This window comes from Microbacterium sp., from assembly GCF_044508325.1.
In the GTDB taxonomy this organism is placed as follows: Bacteria; Actinomycetota; Actinomycetes; order Actinomycetales; family Microbacteriaceae; genus Microbacterium.
In genome coordinates this window covers 32443-46496 of sequence record NZ_JBIQHX010000019.1, presented here as the reverse complement: position 1 = coordinate 46496, position 14054 = coordinate 32443, and the positions used below count along the sequence as shown (strand labels likewise).

Below are 14054 nucleotides of genomic sequence, written 5' to 3'. Positions count from 1 at the left end.
TCGACGGCATGGTTTGGCACCTCGATGTCGGCTCGTCGCATCCTGGGGCTGGAGTAGGTCCCAAGGGTTGGGCTGTTCGCCCATTAAAGCGGTACGCGAGCTGGGTTTAGAACGTCGTGAGACAGTTCGGTCCCTATCCGCTGCGCGCGTAGGAAGTTTGAGAGGATCTGACCCTAGTACGAGAGGACCGGGTTGGACGAACCTCTGGTGTGTCAGTTGTTCCGCCAGGAGCACCGCTGATTAGCTACGTTCGGGATGGATAACCGCTGAAAGCATCTAAGCGGGAAGCCGGCCTCAAGATGAGACTTCCACGCCTTCGGGCGAGAGGCTCCCAGCTAGACTACTGGGTTGATAGGCCGGATGTGGAAGCGTGGCAACACGTGCAGCTGACCGGTACTAATAAGCCGATGACTTGATAACACACCTTCTTTTAGGTGCTTGCGTCCACTGAGTGGTTCTCGATGTACGGTCGGGAACCGCATGACAATGACTTTTGTTGTGCAGACTGAAACATCAATAGTGTTTCGGCGGCCATAGCGAGAGGGAAACGCCCGGTCCCATTCCGAACCCGGAAGCTAAGCCTCTCAGCGCCGATGGTACTGCAGGGGGGACCCTGTGGGAGAGTAGGACACCGCCGGACTTCTTTCGTGAAATGGCCACCCAGAGCTGGGTGGCCATTTCTCGTTAAGCCAGCGCCGGATGCCGTGCGCAAGGAGGGGATGCAGATGACCGACGATCGCGACAGGCGTCCGCACGCCGAGAGCACCCGGAGCCCCTCGGACAGACAACGTCGCTCCGGCCAGCCGTACCGCGACGACAAGAAGCCGTATCGCGGTGAGGACAAGCCCCGTCGTGACGAGAAGAAGCCCTATCGCGGTGAGGGCAAGCCCCGCGGCGACGAGAAGAAGCCGTACCGCGACGACAAGAAGCCGCAGCGCGGCGACCGCCGTCCGCCCCGCGAGGGCGCACGCCCCTCGCGTCCGCCCCAGGACGCCGATCGGCGCATGCACCCCGAGCCCGAGCTGCCCGACGAGGTCACCGCGCGCGACCTGCATCCCGCAGCCCGCAACGAGCTGAAGACCCTCAGCAAGGAGAACGCCGACCACGTGGCCCGTCACCTGGCGATGGCGGCGGCGCTCATCGACGACGATCCCGCGCGAGCCCACGCGCACGCGGAGGCCGCGGTCCGCCGCGCCGGCCGCGTCGCGGTGGTGCGCGAAACGGCGGCGATCACCGCATACGCCATCGGCGACTTCGCCCTCGCCCTGCGCGAACTGCGCACCTATCGGCGGATCTCCGGTCGCGACGATCAGATCGCCCTGATGGTCGACAGCGAGCGCGGCGTCGGCCGTCCCGACCGCGCGCTCGAGGTCGGCCGCTCGGTCGACCGCGAGGCGCTGCCCGTGCAGGCCCGAGTGGAGCTGGCGATCGCGCTCTCGGGCGCTCGGCTCGACCTCGGCCAACCCGAGCGCGCACTGCTGGAGCTCGAGATCCCCGAGCTCGACCCGAACCGCGCCTTCGAGTGGAGCCCGGCGCTGTTCGCCGCCCGGGCCACAGTGCTCGAAGAGCTGGGGCGCGACGACGAGGCCGCCCGCTGGCGGCAGCGCGCCGAGGTCGCCGCGGAAGCTCTCGACAGCGAGTCCGCCGCCGACGACGTCGTGATCGTCGATGAGATCGAGGAGGAGCTCTGATGGCGCTGTTCGCCCGGCGCTCGGCGCCTGCGCCTGGTCCGACGCCGCTGGACGACGTCGACGTCGTGCTCGCCGATCTCGACGGCGTCGTGTACGCCGGCCCCGGGGCGCTCCCGCACGCGGTGGAGAGCCTGAACCTCGCCGCGCAGAGCCGGAGGCTCGGCTACATCACCAACAACGCCTCGCGCACCGACGCCGACGTGGCCGCGCATCTGCGCAGCCTCGGGCTGCAGACCCGTCCGGACGAGATCGTCACCAGTCCCCAGGCCGCCGTGCGCCTGCTGTCGACCCTGGTCCCCGCCGGCTCCACGGTGCTCGTGGTGGGCGGCGAGGGACTCATCGTCGAGACCGAGCGCGCCGGTTTCACGGTCACCCGCAGCGCCGACGACGGCCCCGCCGCCGTCGTGCAGGGCTTCGCGCCCGAGGTGGGCTGGCAGGATCTCGCCGAGGCGGCGTTCGCCCTGAAGGTGCCGGAGGATGCGGGCGGCATCCCCTGGATCGCCACCAACACCGACTGGACCCTGCCGCACGCGCGCGGCGTGGCGCCGGGCAACGGCACCCTGGTCTCGGCCGTGCACACCGCGATCGGGCGCCTGGCCACGGTCGCCGGCAAGCCCGAGACCCCGATCTTCGAGGAGGCCGTCGCCCGGTTCGAGGCGAGGCATCCGCTCTTCCTGGGCGACCGCCTCGACACCGACATCCTGGGTGCGAACCGCGCCGGCATGCCCTCTGCGCTGGTGCTCACCGGCATCGACCGGCCCAAGCACGTCCTGGCCGCGGCGCCGGACGCGCGACCGGCCTTCCTGCTCTCCGACCTGCGGGAACTGCACGAGCCGTATCCGCAGGCGACCGTGAGAGACGGCGCCGTCGTCGTCGGCGAGGCCGCGGTCCGCGTCGACCCCGGCGGCGACGTGCAGATCCTGTCGGCGGGGGACAGTCAGATCGACCTGCTGCGCGCCGGGGCGACGGCGATCTGGGACAGCGGCATCGGGATCTTCGCGCTGCGGGTTCCCGAGCAGCTGTACACAGATCCGTTCCACCGGCCCTAGCCTCGGTATCCTGGGGCGCATGACCGATCCCGCGCCCGAACCGCAGCCCGACGACCCGTCGGAGGACCTGGTGTCGGCGCTCGAGGTGATCGAGGACCAGCCGCTGGCGCAGCGAGCCGACGGATACGCGGCGCTGCACGACGAGCTGGCCCGCCGCCTCGACGCGGGCGGTCCGCCGTGACCCAGCGCGCCGACGCCGCGCTGGCCGCGCGAGGACTCGCGCGATCGCGCACGCACGCGCAGCGGCTCATCGCCGAAGGCCTGGTGACCGCCGGGGGCACGCCGGTGGCGAAGGCATCCACTCCCGTCGCCGACGACGTCCCGCTGGTCGTCGCCGGCGCCGATCACTACGTCAGCCGTGCCGCGCACAAGCTCATCGCCGCGCTCGACGCGTTCGCCGTCGACCCGGCCCGCCGCGTGGCTCTGGACATGGGCGCCTCCACGGGCGGGTTCACCCAGGTGCTGCGCGAGCGCGGCGCCGAACCTGTCTTCGCCGTCGATGTGGGGCACGGCCAGCTCGACGCATCCCTCCGCGACGATCCGGGCGTGATCGTCGTCGAGGGCTTCAACGTGCGCTCCCTCACGAGGGCGAGCCTGGCGGCGGCGGCCGGCACCGACGCCGTGCCCGACCTCGTCACCGGCGACCTCTCGTTCATCTCGCTGACCCATGTGCTGCCGGCGGCGGCGCAGACCGCGACCGGCGACGCCGATCACGTGCTGCTGGTCAAGCCGCAGTTCGAGGTCGGCCGCACGGGCGTGCGCGAGGGCATCGTCACCGACCCGGGACTGCGCGCCGACGCGGTCGCGGGCGTCCTGTGGGCCGCGTGGGACGCCGGCCTGGGCACCTGCGGCGTGATCGCCTCGCCGATCGCGGGCACGCGCGGCAACCGCGAATTCCTCGTGCACCTGCGCCCACGCGCCGCCGACGCCCGCCCCGGCGGCAATCCGACAGAATGGATGAGCACGGTCTACGAACGGGCGGGAGCGGCATGACGGGCGAGCGCAACATCCTGGTGGTGCTGCACGCCCATCGCGACGACACCATCACGGCCGCCGGCCGGGTGTGCGACGTGCTGCGCGCCGCCGGCGCCCGTCCGGTGCTCGCCGAGACCGACCTCGAAGACCTCGGCGACCGGGCCCGACTGCTGCGCGGCTACGGGATCCTCGGCCGCGATGTGGCCCTCGTCGACATCGAGCTGGCGATCGTGCTCGGCGGCGACGGCACCATCCTGCGCGCGGCTGAGCTCGTTCGCGGGGGCACCGCGCCGGTGCTCGGCATCAACATGGGGCACGTCGGATTCCTCGCCGAGATCGAGCGCGACGAGCTCGACGATGCGGTCGCCCGCGTCATCGCCCGGGACTACCTGGTCGAAGAGCGCCTCGCCCTGTCGGTGCGGGTGACCGATGCCGCCGGCCACGTGCAGTTCGAGACGTGGGCGCTCAACGAGGCGACGGTCGAGAAGGCGAGCCGGGAGCGGATGCTCGAGGTCGTCGTCGAGATCGACGCCCGCCCGCTCACGTCCTTCGGCTGCGACGGCGTCGTCGTCTCGACGCCCACCGGGTCGACCGCGTACAACTTCTCCGCGGGCGGGCCGATCATCTGGCCCGAGGTCGAGGCGATCGCCCTGGTGCCGCTGTCGGCGCACGCGCTGTTCGCCAAGCCGCTGGTCGTCTCGCCGGATGCGACGGTCGCCGTCGAAGTGCTCGAGCGCACGAACGGCATCGGCGTGCTCTGGTGCGACGGCCGGCGCTCCCACGACCTGCCGCCCGGCGCCCGCGTGAGCGTGCAGCGGTCGGGCGAGCCCGTGCACCTGGCGCGCCTGCACCCCGCGTCGTTCACCGACCGGCTCGTGCGCAAGTTCCAGCTGCCGGTGTACGGCTGGCGCGGCCCCGAGGGCACCAGCCACCCGGTCACCGGTGTCATCCGCACGCCGGAGCCCGACGAGTGATCGAGGAGATGCGCCTGCGCGACCTGGGCGTGATCGCCGAGGCGACGCTGCCGATGGGCTCGGGGTTCACCGCGATCACGGGCGAGACCGGCGCCGGCAAGACGATGGTGGTCACCGGGCTCGGGCTGCTGCTGGGGCAGCGCGCCGACTCCGGCACGGTGCGCGCCGGCGCCGAGCAGGCCGAGGTCGCCGGGGTGTGGATCGTGCCGCAGACCGGCCCCGTGGCCGACCGGGTGCACGATGCCGGCGCCTCGCTGGAGCCCTTGCCGGGCGACGCGGCCGCCGAGCTGTACGTGGGCCGGACCATCGGGCGCGAGGGCCGCAGCCGGGCGACCGTGGGCGGGCGCACCGCCCCCGCCGGCGTGCTCGCCGACCTCGCCGAGGAGCTCGTGGTCGTGCACGGGCAGTCCGACCAGCTGCGCCTGCGCTCGGGCGCGGCCCAGCGCACCGCGCTCGACCGGTTCGGCGGGGCCGAGGTCGCCGACGCGCTGACCGCGTACCGCGACGCCTGGGACCGTTGGCGCGCCCTCGACGCCGAGCTCACGACGCTCACCGAGGACCGCGACGCCCGCATCGCCGAGGCCGAATCGCTGCGCGAGAGCCTGGCCGCCATCGCCGAAGCGGCCCCGCAGCCGGGCGAGGACGCCGAACTCGCCCAGCGTGCCGAGCGGCTCGCGCACGTGGAGGAGCTGCGGGCGGCCGCGGCCACCGCGCGCGAGGCGCTGTCGTCCGAGCAGGATGCCGTCGACGTCGCCGCGCTCGTGGGCGAGGCGCGCCGGGCGCTGGAGCGTGCCGGCGAGCGCGACCCGGTGCTGGCCGGGTTCGGCGAGCAGCTCGCCGAGCTGGGCTACCGGGCGTCCGAACTCGCGGTCGAGCTGTCGGGCTATCTCGCCGACCTCGACGAGACCGGCCCGCAGGAGCTGGATGCCGTCGAAGAGCGCCGCGCGGTCCTGGGAACGCTCATCCGGCGTCACGGCGGCACCCTCGACGACGTCATCCGGCTCGCCGAGACCGGCGGCGCGCGCCTGGCCGAGCTCGAGGGCGACGACGACCGCATCGCCGAGCTGACCGTGCAGCGGGATGCCGCGGCATCCACCCTCGACGAGGGGGCCGCCGCCCTCACCGCCGCTCGCACCGCCGCCGCCGAGCGGCTGGGGGCGCTGGTGACCGCCGAGCTGACCGCCCTGGCGATGCCCGACGCGACGCTGAGCGTCGACGTGCGCCCCGCCCCGCCCAGTGCCGAAGGGCGTGATGAGGTGGCGCTTCTGCTGTCGCCGCACGCGGGCGCCGAACCGCGCCCGGTGGCGCGGTCCGCGTCCGGAGGCGAGCTCAGCCGCGTCATGCTCGCCATCGAGGTGGTCATCGCGTCCACGCACCCGGTGCCCACGTTCGTCTTCGACGAGGTGGACGCCGGCATCGGCGGCGCCGCCGCGATCGAGGTGGGCAGGCGCCTGGCGCGGCTCGCCGAGACATCCCAGGTCATCGCCGTGACCCACCTCGCCCAGGTCGCCGCGTTCGCCACGAACCACCTCAGCGTGGTCAAGGAGAGCGACGGCTCGGTGACCGCCTCCAGCGTGCGGCGGCTCGAGGGCGGAGACCGCGAGGCCGAGATGGCGCGGCTGCTGTCGGGCCTGGCCGACTCGTCGACCGCGCTCGAACACGCCCGTGAGCTGCTGCAGCTGGCCCGGCAGGCCGCCTGATAGGATGAAAGCCCGTGATGCAGATTTCTGAACCTGACGCGGGAAGCCCGGGCGACACCACACGGCACATCTTCGTGACCGGAGGTGTCGTCTCCTCTTTGGGCAAGGGACTCACCGCCGCGAGCCTGGGCAATCTGCTCACCGCACGAGGCCTTCGGGTGGTCATGCAGAAGCTCGACCCGTACCTGAACGTCGATCCGGGCACGATGAACCCGTTCCAGCACGGCGAGGTCTTCGTCACCGACGACGGCGCCGAGACCGACCTCGACATCGGGCACTACGAGCGCTTCCTCGACATCGACCTGAGCGCCGCCGCGAATGTCACCACCGGCCAGGTCTATTCGCAGGTGATCGCCCGCGAGCGGCGCGGCGAGTACCTGGGCGACACCGTGCAGGTGATCCCGCACATCACCGACGAGATCAAGCGCCGCATGCGGCTGCAGGCCGATGAGGAGCCCCGGCCGGACGTCATCATCACCGAGATCGGCGGCACCGTCGGCGACATCGAGTCGCAGCCGTTCATCGAGGCGGCCCGTCAGATCCGCCACGAGCTGGGCCGCGGCAACGCGTTCTTCGTGCATGTGTCCCTGGTGCCGTTCATGGGTGCGTCGGGCGAGCAGAAGACCAAGCCCACGCAGCATTCGGTGGCGGCGCTGCGGTCGATCGGCATCCAGCCGGACGCGCTCGTGCTGCGCAGCGACCGGCCGGTGACCGTCGCGAACAAGCGCAAGATCGCCCTCATGTGCGACGTCGACGAGGACGCGGTGGTCAACGCCGTCGACGTGCCGAGCATCTACGACATCCCGACGATGCTGCACGAGCAGGGACTCGACGAGTACATCGTGCGCACGCTGCGGCTCGACAAGGCGGCCGACGTCGACTGGACCCGCTGGAACGTCGTGCTGCAGGCGGTCCACAACCCCAAGCACGAGGTGACGATCGGGCTGGTGGGCAAGTACATCGACCTTCCGGATGCCTACCTCAGCGTGACCGAGGCGCTCAAGGCCGGCGGCTTCGCGCAGGAGACCCACGTCAACATCGAGTGGATCCCGTCGGATGTGTGCGAGACGCCCGAGGCCGCCGCGAAGGTGCTGGGGGGACTGGACGGCATCGTCGTGCCGGGCGGGTTCGGCATCCGCGGCATCGAGGGCAAGCTCGGCGCGCTGCGCTTCGCCCGTGAGCAGGGCATCCCGACGCTGGGCCTGTGCCTCGGGCTGCAGTGCATGGTCATCGAGTACGCCCGCAACGTGGCCGGGATGACCGGCGCGAGCTCGACCGAGTTCGATCCCGACACCGAGTACCCCGTCATCGCGACGATGGAGGAGCAGGTCGACATCATCGACCACGGCGACCTGGGCGGCACGATGCGGCTCGGCCTGTACGAGGCCGAGCTCGCCGAGGGGTCGCTGGCGGCCGAGCTGTACGGCTCGACCCGGGTGTCGGAGCGGCACCGGCACCGCTACGAGGTGAGCAACCGCCACCGCGACGCGCTCGCCGAGGCTGGGCTGGTCTTCAGCGGCCTGTCGCCGGATCGCAACCTCGTCGAGTACGTCGAGCTGCCCCGCGACGTGCACCCGTACTACATCGCCACGCAGGCGCACCCCGAGCTGCGGTCGCGCCCGACCGATGCGCACCCGCTGTTCCGCGGACTGGTCGGGGCGGCCCTCGAGCGGCACCGGTCCAGCGAGCTGTTCGACGTCGACCATGACTGACGAGCGCCTCGAGGACGACCTCGTCGCGATCCCGGCCGCCCGCAGCGAGACGGTGTACGAGGGCCGGGTGTGGAGCATCCGCCGCGACGAGGTGCCGTACAACGGTCGCACCATCGTCCGCGAGTACACCGACCACCCCGGCGCCGTGGCGATCCTCGCCCTCGACGACGCCGGCCGGGTGCTGCTGATCAAGCAGTACCGGCACCCGGTGCGCGCCCGCGACTGGGAGATCCCGGCCGGACTGCTCGACGTCCCGAACGAGGACGCGCTCGTATGCGCCCGCCGCGAGCTCGCTGAAGAAGCCGACCTCACCGCCGACCGCTGGGACGTTCTGGCCGAGTTCTACACGACGCCCGGCGGCAGCGACGAGGCGATCCGCATCTACCTGGCACGCGAGTTGGCCGCCACCCCGGAAGCCTTCGACCGATACGCGGAGGAGGCCGACATCGAAGTGCGGTGGGTGCCGCTGGACGACCTCGTCGACGCGATCCTCGAGCGGCGGGTGCAGAACCCGTCGCTCGTGGTGGGCGGACTCGCCGCGCACGCGGCCCGAGCCCGCGGGTGGGCGACCCTCGCCGCCGCCGACGCGCCCTGGCCGCGCCGCACCCCGCCGGTCGGTTCGCCCCGGACGTGAGAGCAGGGCCGACGTGAAGCTCGACCGCGCCGTGGACGCCTACCTGCGTCACATCACGGTCGAGCGTGGACTGTCCGAGCACACGGTCGGCGCGTACCGCCGCGACCTGGCCGGGTACGTCGCCTGGCTGGCCGAACGGCAGGTGGACGAGACGGATGCCGTCACCCCGGCGCTCGTGGCCGAGTTCGCCGCGGAGCGGGCCAGCGCGCAGCCGGCCCCCGCGGCATCCAGCCTCGCCCGGCTGCAGTCGTCGGTGCGGGGGCTCCATCGCTTCCTCGTGCGGGAGGGGATCGCCGCCGACGACCCGACCGGGCGGCTGCGGCCGCCCAAGCAGCCCAGCCGCCTGCCGAAGGCGCTGACGATCGACCAGGTCGCGGCCCTCCTCGCCACCCCCGACGACAGCATCACCGGGCTGCGCGACGCGGCCCTGCTCGAGCTGCTCTACGCCACCGGGGCGCGGGTGTCGGAGGCGGTGGGGCTGGACGTCGACGACGTCGCCCACGGCGACGTGCTGCGGCTGCGCGGCAAGGGCTCGAAAGAGCGCGTCGTTCCCGTCGGCTCCTACGCGCAGGCGGCGCTGGACGCCTACCTGACCCGGGCCAGGCCCGAGCTCAGCCGGCGCGGTCGCGCGACGCCCCGCCTGTTCCTGGGCGCGCGGGGGGCGCCTCTGTCACGGCAGAGCGCGTGGCTGGTCATCCGGCGCGCCGCCGAGCGGGCGCAGCTGAGCGCGCAGGTCTCGCCGCACACGCTGCGGCACTCGTTCGCGACGCATCTGCTGCAGGGCGGGGCGGATGTGCGCGTCGTGCAGGAGCTGCTCGGCCACGCCTCGGTGGCCACCACCCAGATCTACACGCAGGTCAGCGTGGACGCGCTGCGCGACGTGTACGCCACCTCGCACCCGCGCGCGCGATGAGCGCGAAGCCGCCGCGGGCGCGTCACCGGGCCAGCGGGGACCGCCTGGCTAGAATCGTGCCAGCGACAGTCAGGAGCACCGTGGCGAAGAAGAAGGACGACACCCCGATCGGGCCGACCGGCCGTCCCTATCAGGGCTTTCCCACTCCTCCCGCGCTCGACAGCCACGGCCCCGCCCGCATCATCGCCCTGTGCAATCAGAAGGGCGGCGTGGGCAAGACCACGACGACCATCAACCTCGCCGCGGCGCTCGCCGACTACGGCCGCAAGGTGCTCGCCGTCGACTTCGATCCGCAGGGGGCGCTGTCGGCGGGTCTGGGGATCCAGACCCACGACGTCACGACCATCTACGATCTGCTCGTCGACGGCAAGCGCGACCCGCACGACGCGATCGTCAGCACCGCGGTCGAGAACCTCGATGTCATCCCCGCGAACATCGACCTGTCGGCGGCCGAGGTGCAGCTGGTCAACGAGGTCGCCCGCGAGTCGATCCTCTCGCGCGTGCTGCGCAAGGTCGCCCCGGACTACGACGTCATCCTCGTGGACTGCCAGCCCTCGCTCGGCCTGCTGACCGTCAACGCCCTCACCGCCGGCCACGGAGTGATCATCCCGCTCGAGTGCGAGTTCTTCGCGCTGCGCGGGGTCGCGCTCCTGATCGAGACGATCGACAAGGTGCGCGACCGGCTCAACCCCAGCCTCCAGCTGGACGGGCTGCTGGCCACGATGTACGACCCGCGTACGCTGCACTCGCGTGAGGTGCTGGAGCGGGTCGTCGAGGCCTTCGGCGACGACGTGCTCGAGACGGTGATCGGCCGGACCGTGAAGTTCCCGGACGCGTCGGTGTCGGGCGTTCCCATCACCGAGTTCGCACCCGAGCACGCGGCCGCCCAGGCCTACCGGCGGTTGGCGCGGGAGCTGGTCGCCCGTGGCGCCGTCGCCTGACGCCGAGCGTCCCGCGCCTGCCGATGGACGCCGTCCCGAGCCTGCCGATGGGCGCCGTCCCGAGCCCGTCGAGGGGCGCCGTCCCGAGCCCGTCGATGGACGCCGTCCCGAGCCTGCCGAGGGACGCCGCCCCGAGCCTGCCGAGGGGTTCCGCGTCTCGGTCGGCGTCTTCGACGGCCCCTTCGACCTGCTGCTGACGCTGCTGTCCAAGCACGAGCTCGACATCACCGATGTGGCGCTGTCGCAGGTGACGGGCGAGTTCATCGCGTATCTCAAGGAGCTGGGCCCGGACGAAGAGCTCGAAGAGGCATCCGAGTTCCTCGTCGTGGCCGCGACCCTGCTCGACATGAAGGTCGCCGGGCTCCTGCCCCAGGGCGAGCTCGTCGACGCCGAGTCCGTGGCACTCCTCGAGGCCCGCGACCTGCTGTTCGCGCGTCTCCTGCAGTACCGGGCCTTCAAGGAGGTGTCGGGGTGGTTCGCGGCGCAGCTCGCCGCCGAGGAGAACCGGCACGTGCGCTCGGTGCCGCTCGACGAGAAGCACCGCCGGGCGATCCCGGAGCTGGCGTGGACGCTCACGCCCGAGGACTTCGCCGCGCTGGCGGTGCTGGCCTTCACGCCGAAGGAGATCCCGCACGTCGGGCTCGACCACCTGCATGCGCCGCTGGTCAGCATCCGCGAGCAGGCGGCGATCGTGGTGACCCTGCTGCGCGGCTCGGAGGGCATGACCTTCCGCGAACTGGTCGCCGGGGTCGATCAGCCCGGCGTCGTGGTGGCCCGGTTCCTGTCGATCCTCGAGCTCTACCGGCATGCGGCGATCTCGTTCGAGCAGCTCGAGCCGCTGGGCGAGCTGACCCTGCGCTGGACCGCCGAGCACTGGTCGGCCGAGACGCTCGCTACGCTGGGTGCCGACTATGACAGCTGAGACTTCGATGAGCGCCGGGGCCGACGAGACGGGCGCGGCGGATGTCGCCCGCCGGCTCGAGGCGATCCTGCTGATCGTCGACGAGCCGCAGAGCCTGGTCGCCCTGGCGACGGCGGTGGGCGCGCCGGTCGCGGCCGTGCGTCAGGCGATCGAGGGCCTCGTCGACGACTACGACGGTCGCACCGGCGGGCCGCGGCGCGGATTCGAGCTGCGTGAGGTGGCGGGCGGCTGGCGCATCTACGTGCGCGCCGAGCACGACGACCTGGTTGCCGAGTTCGTGGGTTCGCAGGCGCCGTCCCGCCTGTCGCAGGCGGCGCTGGAGACCCTCGCGGTCATCGCCTACAAGCAGCCCATCACCCGGGGCCAGGTCGCGTCGATCCGGGCCGTGAACGTCGACTCGGTCGTGCGGACGCTGCTCTCGCGGGGCCTGATCACCGAGCTGTTCACCGACTCCGAGACCGGCGCCATCCACTACGGCACCACCGATCAGCTGCTCGTGCACCTGGGCATCAACTCGCTCGAAGAGCTGCCGAAGATCTCGCCCCTGCTGGAGGGCGCCGACGAGGTGGCCGAGCTGGGGGAGGGGACCGGGCTGTGAGCGGGGCAGCGACCGGCCCGGCCAGCGAGGGCGTGCGACTGCAGAAGGTGCTCGCCGGCGCCGGTGTGGCCTCGCGGCGCGTCGCCGAGCAGTACATCGTCGCCGGGCGGGTGCGCGTCAACGGCGTCGTCGTCACCGAGCTGGGCACCCGCATCGATCCGGCGCACGACCTGGTCGACGTCGACGGCACGGCCGTGCAGCTGGATGCCTCCAAGCGCTACGTCATGCTCAACAAGCCGACCGGCGTCGTCTCCTCCATGAAGGACGACCGCGGGCGCTCCGATCTGCGCGGCTTCGCCCGCGAGTGGCCGGAGCGGCTCTTCAACGTCGGCAGGCTCGATGCCGACACGAGCGGGCTGCTGGTGCTCACCAACGACGGCGAGCTCGCGCATGTGCTCGCCCACCCGTCGTTCGGAGTCGACAAGGTCTACATCGCGAAGGTCGACGGCCGCGTCACCCCGCAGACGATCTCCCGGCTCACGAAGGGCATCGAGCTCGACGACGGACCGATCGCGGCCGACAAGGCGCGACTGCTGGATGCCTCGGGCACGGCCAGCCTGGTCGAGCTCACGCTGCACTCGGGCCGCAACCGCATCGTGCGGCGCATGATGGCCGCGGTGGGTCATCCTGTCCTCGAGCTCGTCCGCCGCCAGTTCGGCCCGCTCCACCTGGGAACCCTGCCAGCGGGCGCCGCACGCGAGTTGACTAAAGTGGAACGCGGCGCGCTGCTGACCCTGGCACGCCACGAGGCGGGTGAGAAGACCCCGCCGGCATCCCAGGAGACCGAGTGACCGATTCGACCGATCCGCGCGCGGGCGCGCTCGCTGTGCGCACCTCGGGCACGGTGCGCGTAGTGGGGGCGGGCCTGCTCGGCGCCAGCATCGGCCACGGGCTCATGGCGCTCGGGGTCGACGTCGCCCTGGCCGACACCTCGCCCGCGCAGCTGCGCTTGGCGGTCGACTACGGCGCCGGCCGCGTCGCCCGGCCCGGCGATCGCCCTGGGCTCGTGGTGGTCGCGGTGCCGCCGGATGTCGCCGCCGACGTCATCGAGGCCGAGCTCGCCGCGCACCCGGATGCCGTCGTCACCGACGTCACGAGCGTCAAGCTCGAGCCCCTGCACGCCCTGCGGGCGCGCGGTGTCGACCTCACGCACTACATCGGGTCGCACCCGCTCGCCGGCCGCGAGCGGGGCGGCGCGATCTCGGCGCGCGCCGACATCTTCGCGGGAAGGCCGTGGGTGATCTGCCGCGACGGCGAGACCTCGGCATCCGATCTCGCGGTCGTCGAAGACCTCGCGCTCGACCTCGGCGCCATGCCGGTCGAGCTCACCCCCGAAGAGCACGACCGCGCCGTCGCGCTCACCTCGCACGTCCCGCAGCTGGTGGCGAGCCTGCTGGCCGGGCGCTTCGTCGACGTCGACGAGGGCGCCCTGCAGCTGGCCGGTCAGGGGGTGCGCGACACGACGCGCATCGCGGCATCCGCCCCCGAGCTGTGGGTGCAGATCCTCGGGGCGAACTCCGCGCCGGTGGTCGAGGTGCTCGATGCGATGGCCGCCGACCTCAGCGCGGTCGCGGACGCGCTGCGCGACCCGGATGCCGCCGGCTCGCGCCGCACCGTGGCCGACACGATCCGGCGCGGCAACGACGGCGTGCAGCGGCTGCCCGGCAAGCACGGCCAGCTGCGGCGCCGCTTCGAGACGGTCGTCGTGATGATCGACGACACCCCGGGCCAGCTCGGTCGCCTGTTCGGCGAACTGGGCGAGCTCGACGTGAACGTGGAAGACCTGCGCCTGGAGCATTCGCCCGGCGCTCAGTTCGGCTTCGCCGAGATCAGCGTGGTGCCCAGTGCGGCGCCGCGCGCCCGCGAGGGCCTCGAGGAGCGCGGATGGCGGATTGCGAGCATGAATGACTGATCCTTCGACAGGCTCAGGGCGGCGCCCTTCGAC

General features: G+C 72.1%; 14 protein-coding genes and 2 rRNA genes. All 16 read left to right on the top strand.

Features of this window, described 5'->3' with window-relative positions:
• Nucleotides 1-420 (top strand): 23S ribosomal RNA (locus ACIWQI_RS13510); the annotation flags it as partial.
• 103 nt (nucleotides 421-523) lie between these two features.
• Nucleotides 524-640 (top strand): 5S ribosomal RNA (rrf, locus tag ACIWQI_RS13505).
• 85 nt (nucleotides 641-725) lie between these two features.
• On the top strand, nucleotides 726-1691 hold the full coding sequence (locus ACIWQI_RS13500) for a hypothetical protein (RefSeq protein ID WP_396658160.1): 966 nt from the start codon (nucleotides 726-728) through the stop codon (nucleotides 1689-1691).
• Nucleotides 1691-2740: an HAD-IIA family hydrolase gene (locus ACIWQI_RS13495; RefSeq protein WP_396658159.1), complete on the top strand. Its 1050-nt coding sequence runs from the start codon at nucleotides 1691-1693 to the stop codon at nucleotides 2738-2740. Before ACIWQI_RS13500 ends, ACIWQI_RS13495 begins: the two co-directional genes overlap by 1 nt.
• A 19-nt stretch (nucleotides 2741-2759) precedes the next feature.
• Entirely contained in the window at nucleotides 2760-2921 is a 162-nt protein-coding gene (locus ACIWQI_RS13490; protein WP_396658158.1) for a hypothetical protein, read from the top strand.
• The gene (locus ACIWQI_RS13485; RefSeq protein ID WP_396658156.1) at nucleotides 2918-3733 is read left to right on the top strand and encodes a TlyA family RNA methyltransferase; all 816 of its coding nucleotides are present in this window, start codon (nucleotides 2918-2920) and stop codon (nucleotides 3731-3733) included. Before ACIWQI_RS13490 ends, ACIWQI_RS13485 begins: the two co-directional genes overlap by 4 nt.
• Nucleotides 3730-4689 (top strand): NAD kinase, encoded by a 960-nt coding sequence (locus ACIWQI_RS13480; RefSeq protein ID WP_396658154.1) that lies wholly within the window; start codon nucleotides 3730-3732, stop codon nucleotides 4687-4689. The genes ACIWQI_RS13485 and ACIWQI_RS13480 overlap by 4 nt, the downstream gene beginning before the upstream one ends.
• A complete protein-coding gene (gene recN, locus ACIWQI_RS13475) occupies nucleotides 4686-6389 on the top strand; it encodes a DNA repair protein RecN (RefSeq protein ID WP_396658153.1) in 1704 nt (567 codons plus the stop codon). The genes ACIWQI_RS13480 and recN overlap by 4 nt, the downstream gene beginning before the upstream one ends.
• Nucleotides 6390-6406: 17 nt before the next feature.
• Nucleotides 6407-8101, top strand: coding sequence for a CTP synthase (locus ACIWQI_RS13470; RefSeq protein ID WP_396658152.1), 1695 nt, complete (start codon nucleotides 6407-6409; stop codon nucleotides 8099-8101).
• The gene (locus ACIWQI_RS13465; protein ID WP_396658150.1) at nucleotides 8094-8735 is read left to right on the top strand and encodes an NUDIX domain-containing protein; all 642 of its coding nucleotides are present in this window, start codon (nucleotides 8094-8096) and stop codon (nucleotides 8733-8735) included. Before ACIWQI_RS13470 ends, ACIWQI_RS13465 begins: the two co-directional genes overlap by 8 nt.
• A 13-nt stretch (nucleotides 8736-8748) precedes the next feature.
• Nucleotides 8749-9648 carry a site-specific tyrosine recombinase XerD gene (gene xerD, locus ACIWQI_RS13460; RefSeq protein WP_396658149.1) on the top strand — a complete coding sequence of 300 codons (900 nt, stop codon included), beginning with the start codon at nucleotides 8749-8751 and terminating at the stop codon, nucleotides 9646-9648.
• 80 nt (nucleotides 9649-9728) lie between these two features.
• Complete coding sequence (locus ACIWQI_RS13455) at nucleotides 9729-10589, top strand: ParA family protein (RefSeq protein ID WP_396658147.1); 861 nt, start codon at nucleotides 9729-9731, stop codon at nucleotides 10587-10589.
• Nucleotides 10573-11511 carry a segregation/condensation protein A gene (locus tag ACIWQI_RS13450; protein ID WP_396658146.1) on the top strand — a complete coding sequence of 313 codons (939 nt, stop codon included), beginning with the start codon at nucleotides 10573-10575 and terminating at the stop codon, nucleotides 11509-11511. Before ACIWQI_RS13455 ends, ACIWQI_RS13450 begins: the two co-directional genes overlap by 17 nt.
• On the top strand, nucleotides 11501-12109 hold the full coding sequence (scpB, locus tag ACIWQI_RS13445; protein WP_396658145.1) for an SMC-Scp complex subunit ScpB: 609 nt from the start codon (nucleotides 11501-11503) through the stop codon (nucleotides 12107-12109). Before ACIWQI_RS13450 ends, scpB begins: the two co-directional genes overlap by 11 nt.
• Nucleotides 12106-12900: a pseudouridine synthase gene (locus tag ACIWQI_RS13440; RefSeq protein ID WP_396658143.1), complete on the top strand. Its 795-nt coding sequence runs from the start codon at nucleotides 12106-12108 to the stop codon at nucleotides 12898-12900. The genes scpB and ACIWQI_RS13440 overlap by 4 nt, the downstream gene beginning before the upstream one ends.
• Nucleotides 12897-14021 (top strand): prephenate dehydrogenase, encoded by a 1125-nt coding sequence (locus ACIWQI_RS13435; RefSeq protein WP_396658141.1) that lies wholly within the window; start codon nucleotides 12897-12899, stop codon nucleotides 14019-14021. Before ACIWQI_RS13440 ends, ACIWQI_RS13435 begins: the two co-directional genes overlap by 4 nt.
• The last annotated feature ends 33 nt before the right edge of the window (nucleotides 14022-14054 follow it).

Coding starts and splice junctions, on each gene's coding strand:
- ACIWQI_RS13500 (WP_396658160.1), top strand. CDS start 726: ATGACCGACGATCGCGACAGGCGTCCGCACGCCGAGAGCACCCGGAGC.
- ACIWQI_RS13495 (WP_396658159.1), top strand. CDS start 1,691: ATGGCGCTGTTCGCCCGGCGCTCGGCGCCTGCGCCTGGTCCGACGCCG.
- ACIWQI_RS13490 (WP_396658158.1), top strand. CDS start 2,760: ATGACCGATCCCGCGCCCGAACCGCAGCCCGACGACCCGTCGGAGGAC.
- ACIWQI_RS13480 (WP_396658154.1), top strand. CDS start 3,730: ATGACGGGCGAGCGCAACATCCTGGTGGTGCTGCACGCCCATCGCGAC.
- ACIWQI_RS13470 (WP_396658152.1), top strand. CDS start 6,407: ATGCAGATTTCTGAACCTGACGCGGGAAGCCCGGGCGACACCACACGG.
- ACIWQI_RS13465 (WP_396658150.1), top strand. CDS start 8,094: ATGACTGACGAGCGCCTCGAGGACGACCTCGTCGCGATCCCGGCCGCC.
- scpB (WP_396658145.1), top strand. CDS start 11,501: ATGACAGCTGAGACTTCGATGAGCGCCGGGGCCGACGAGACGGGCGCG.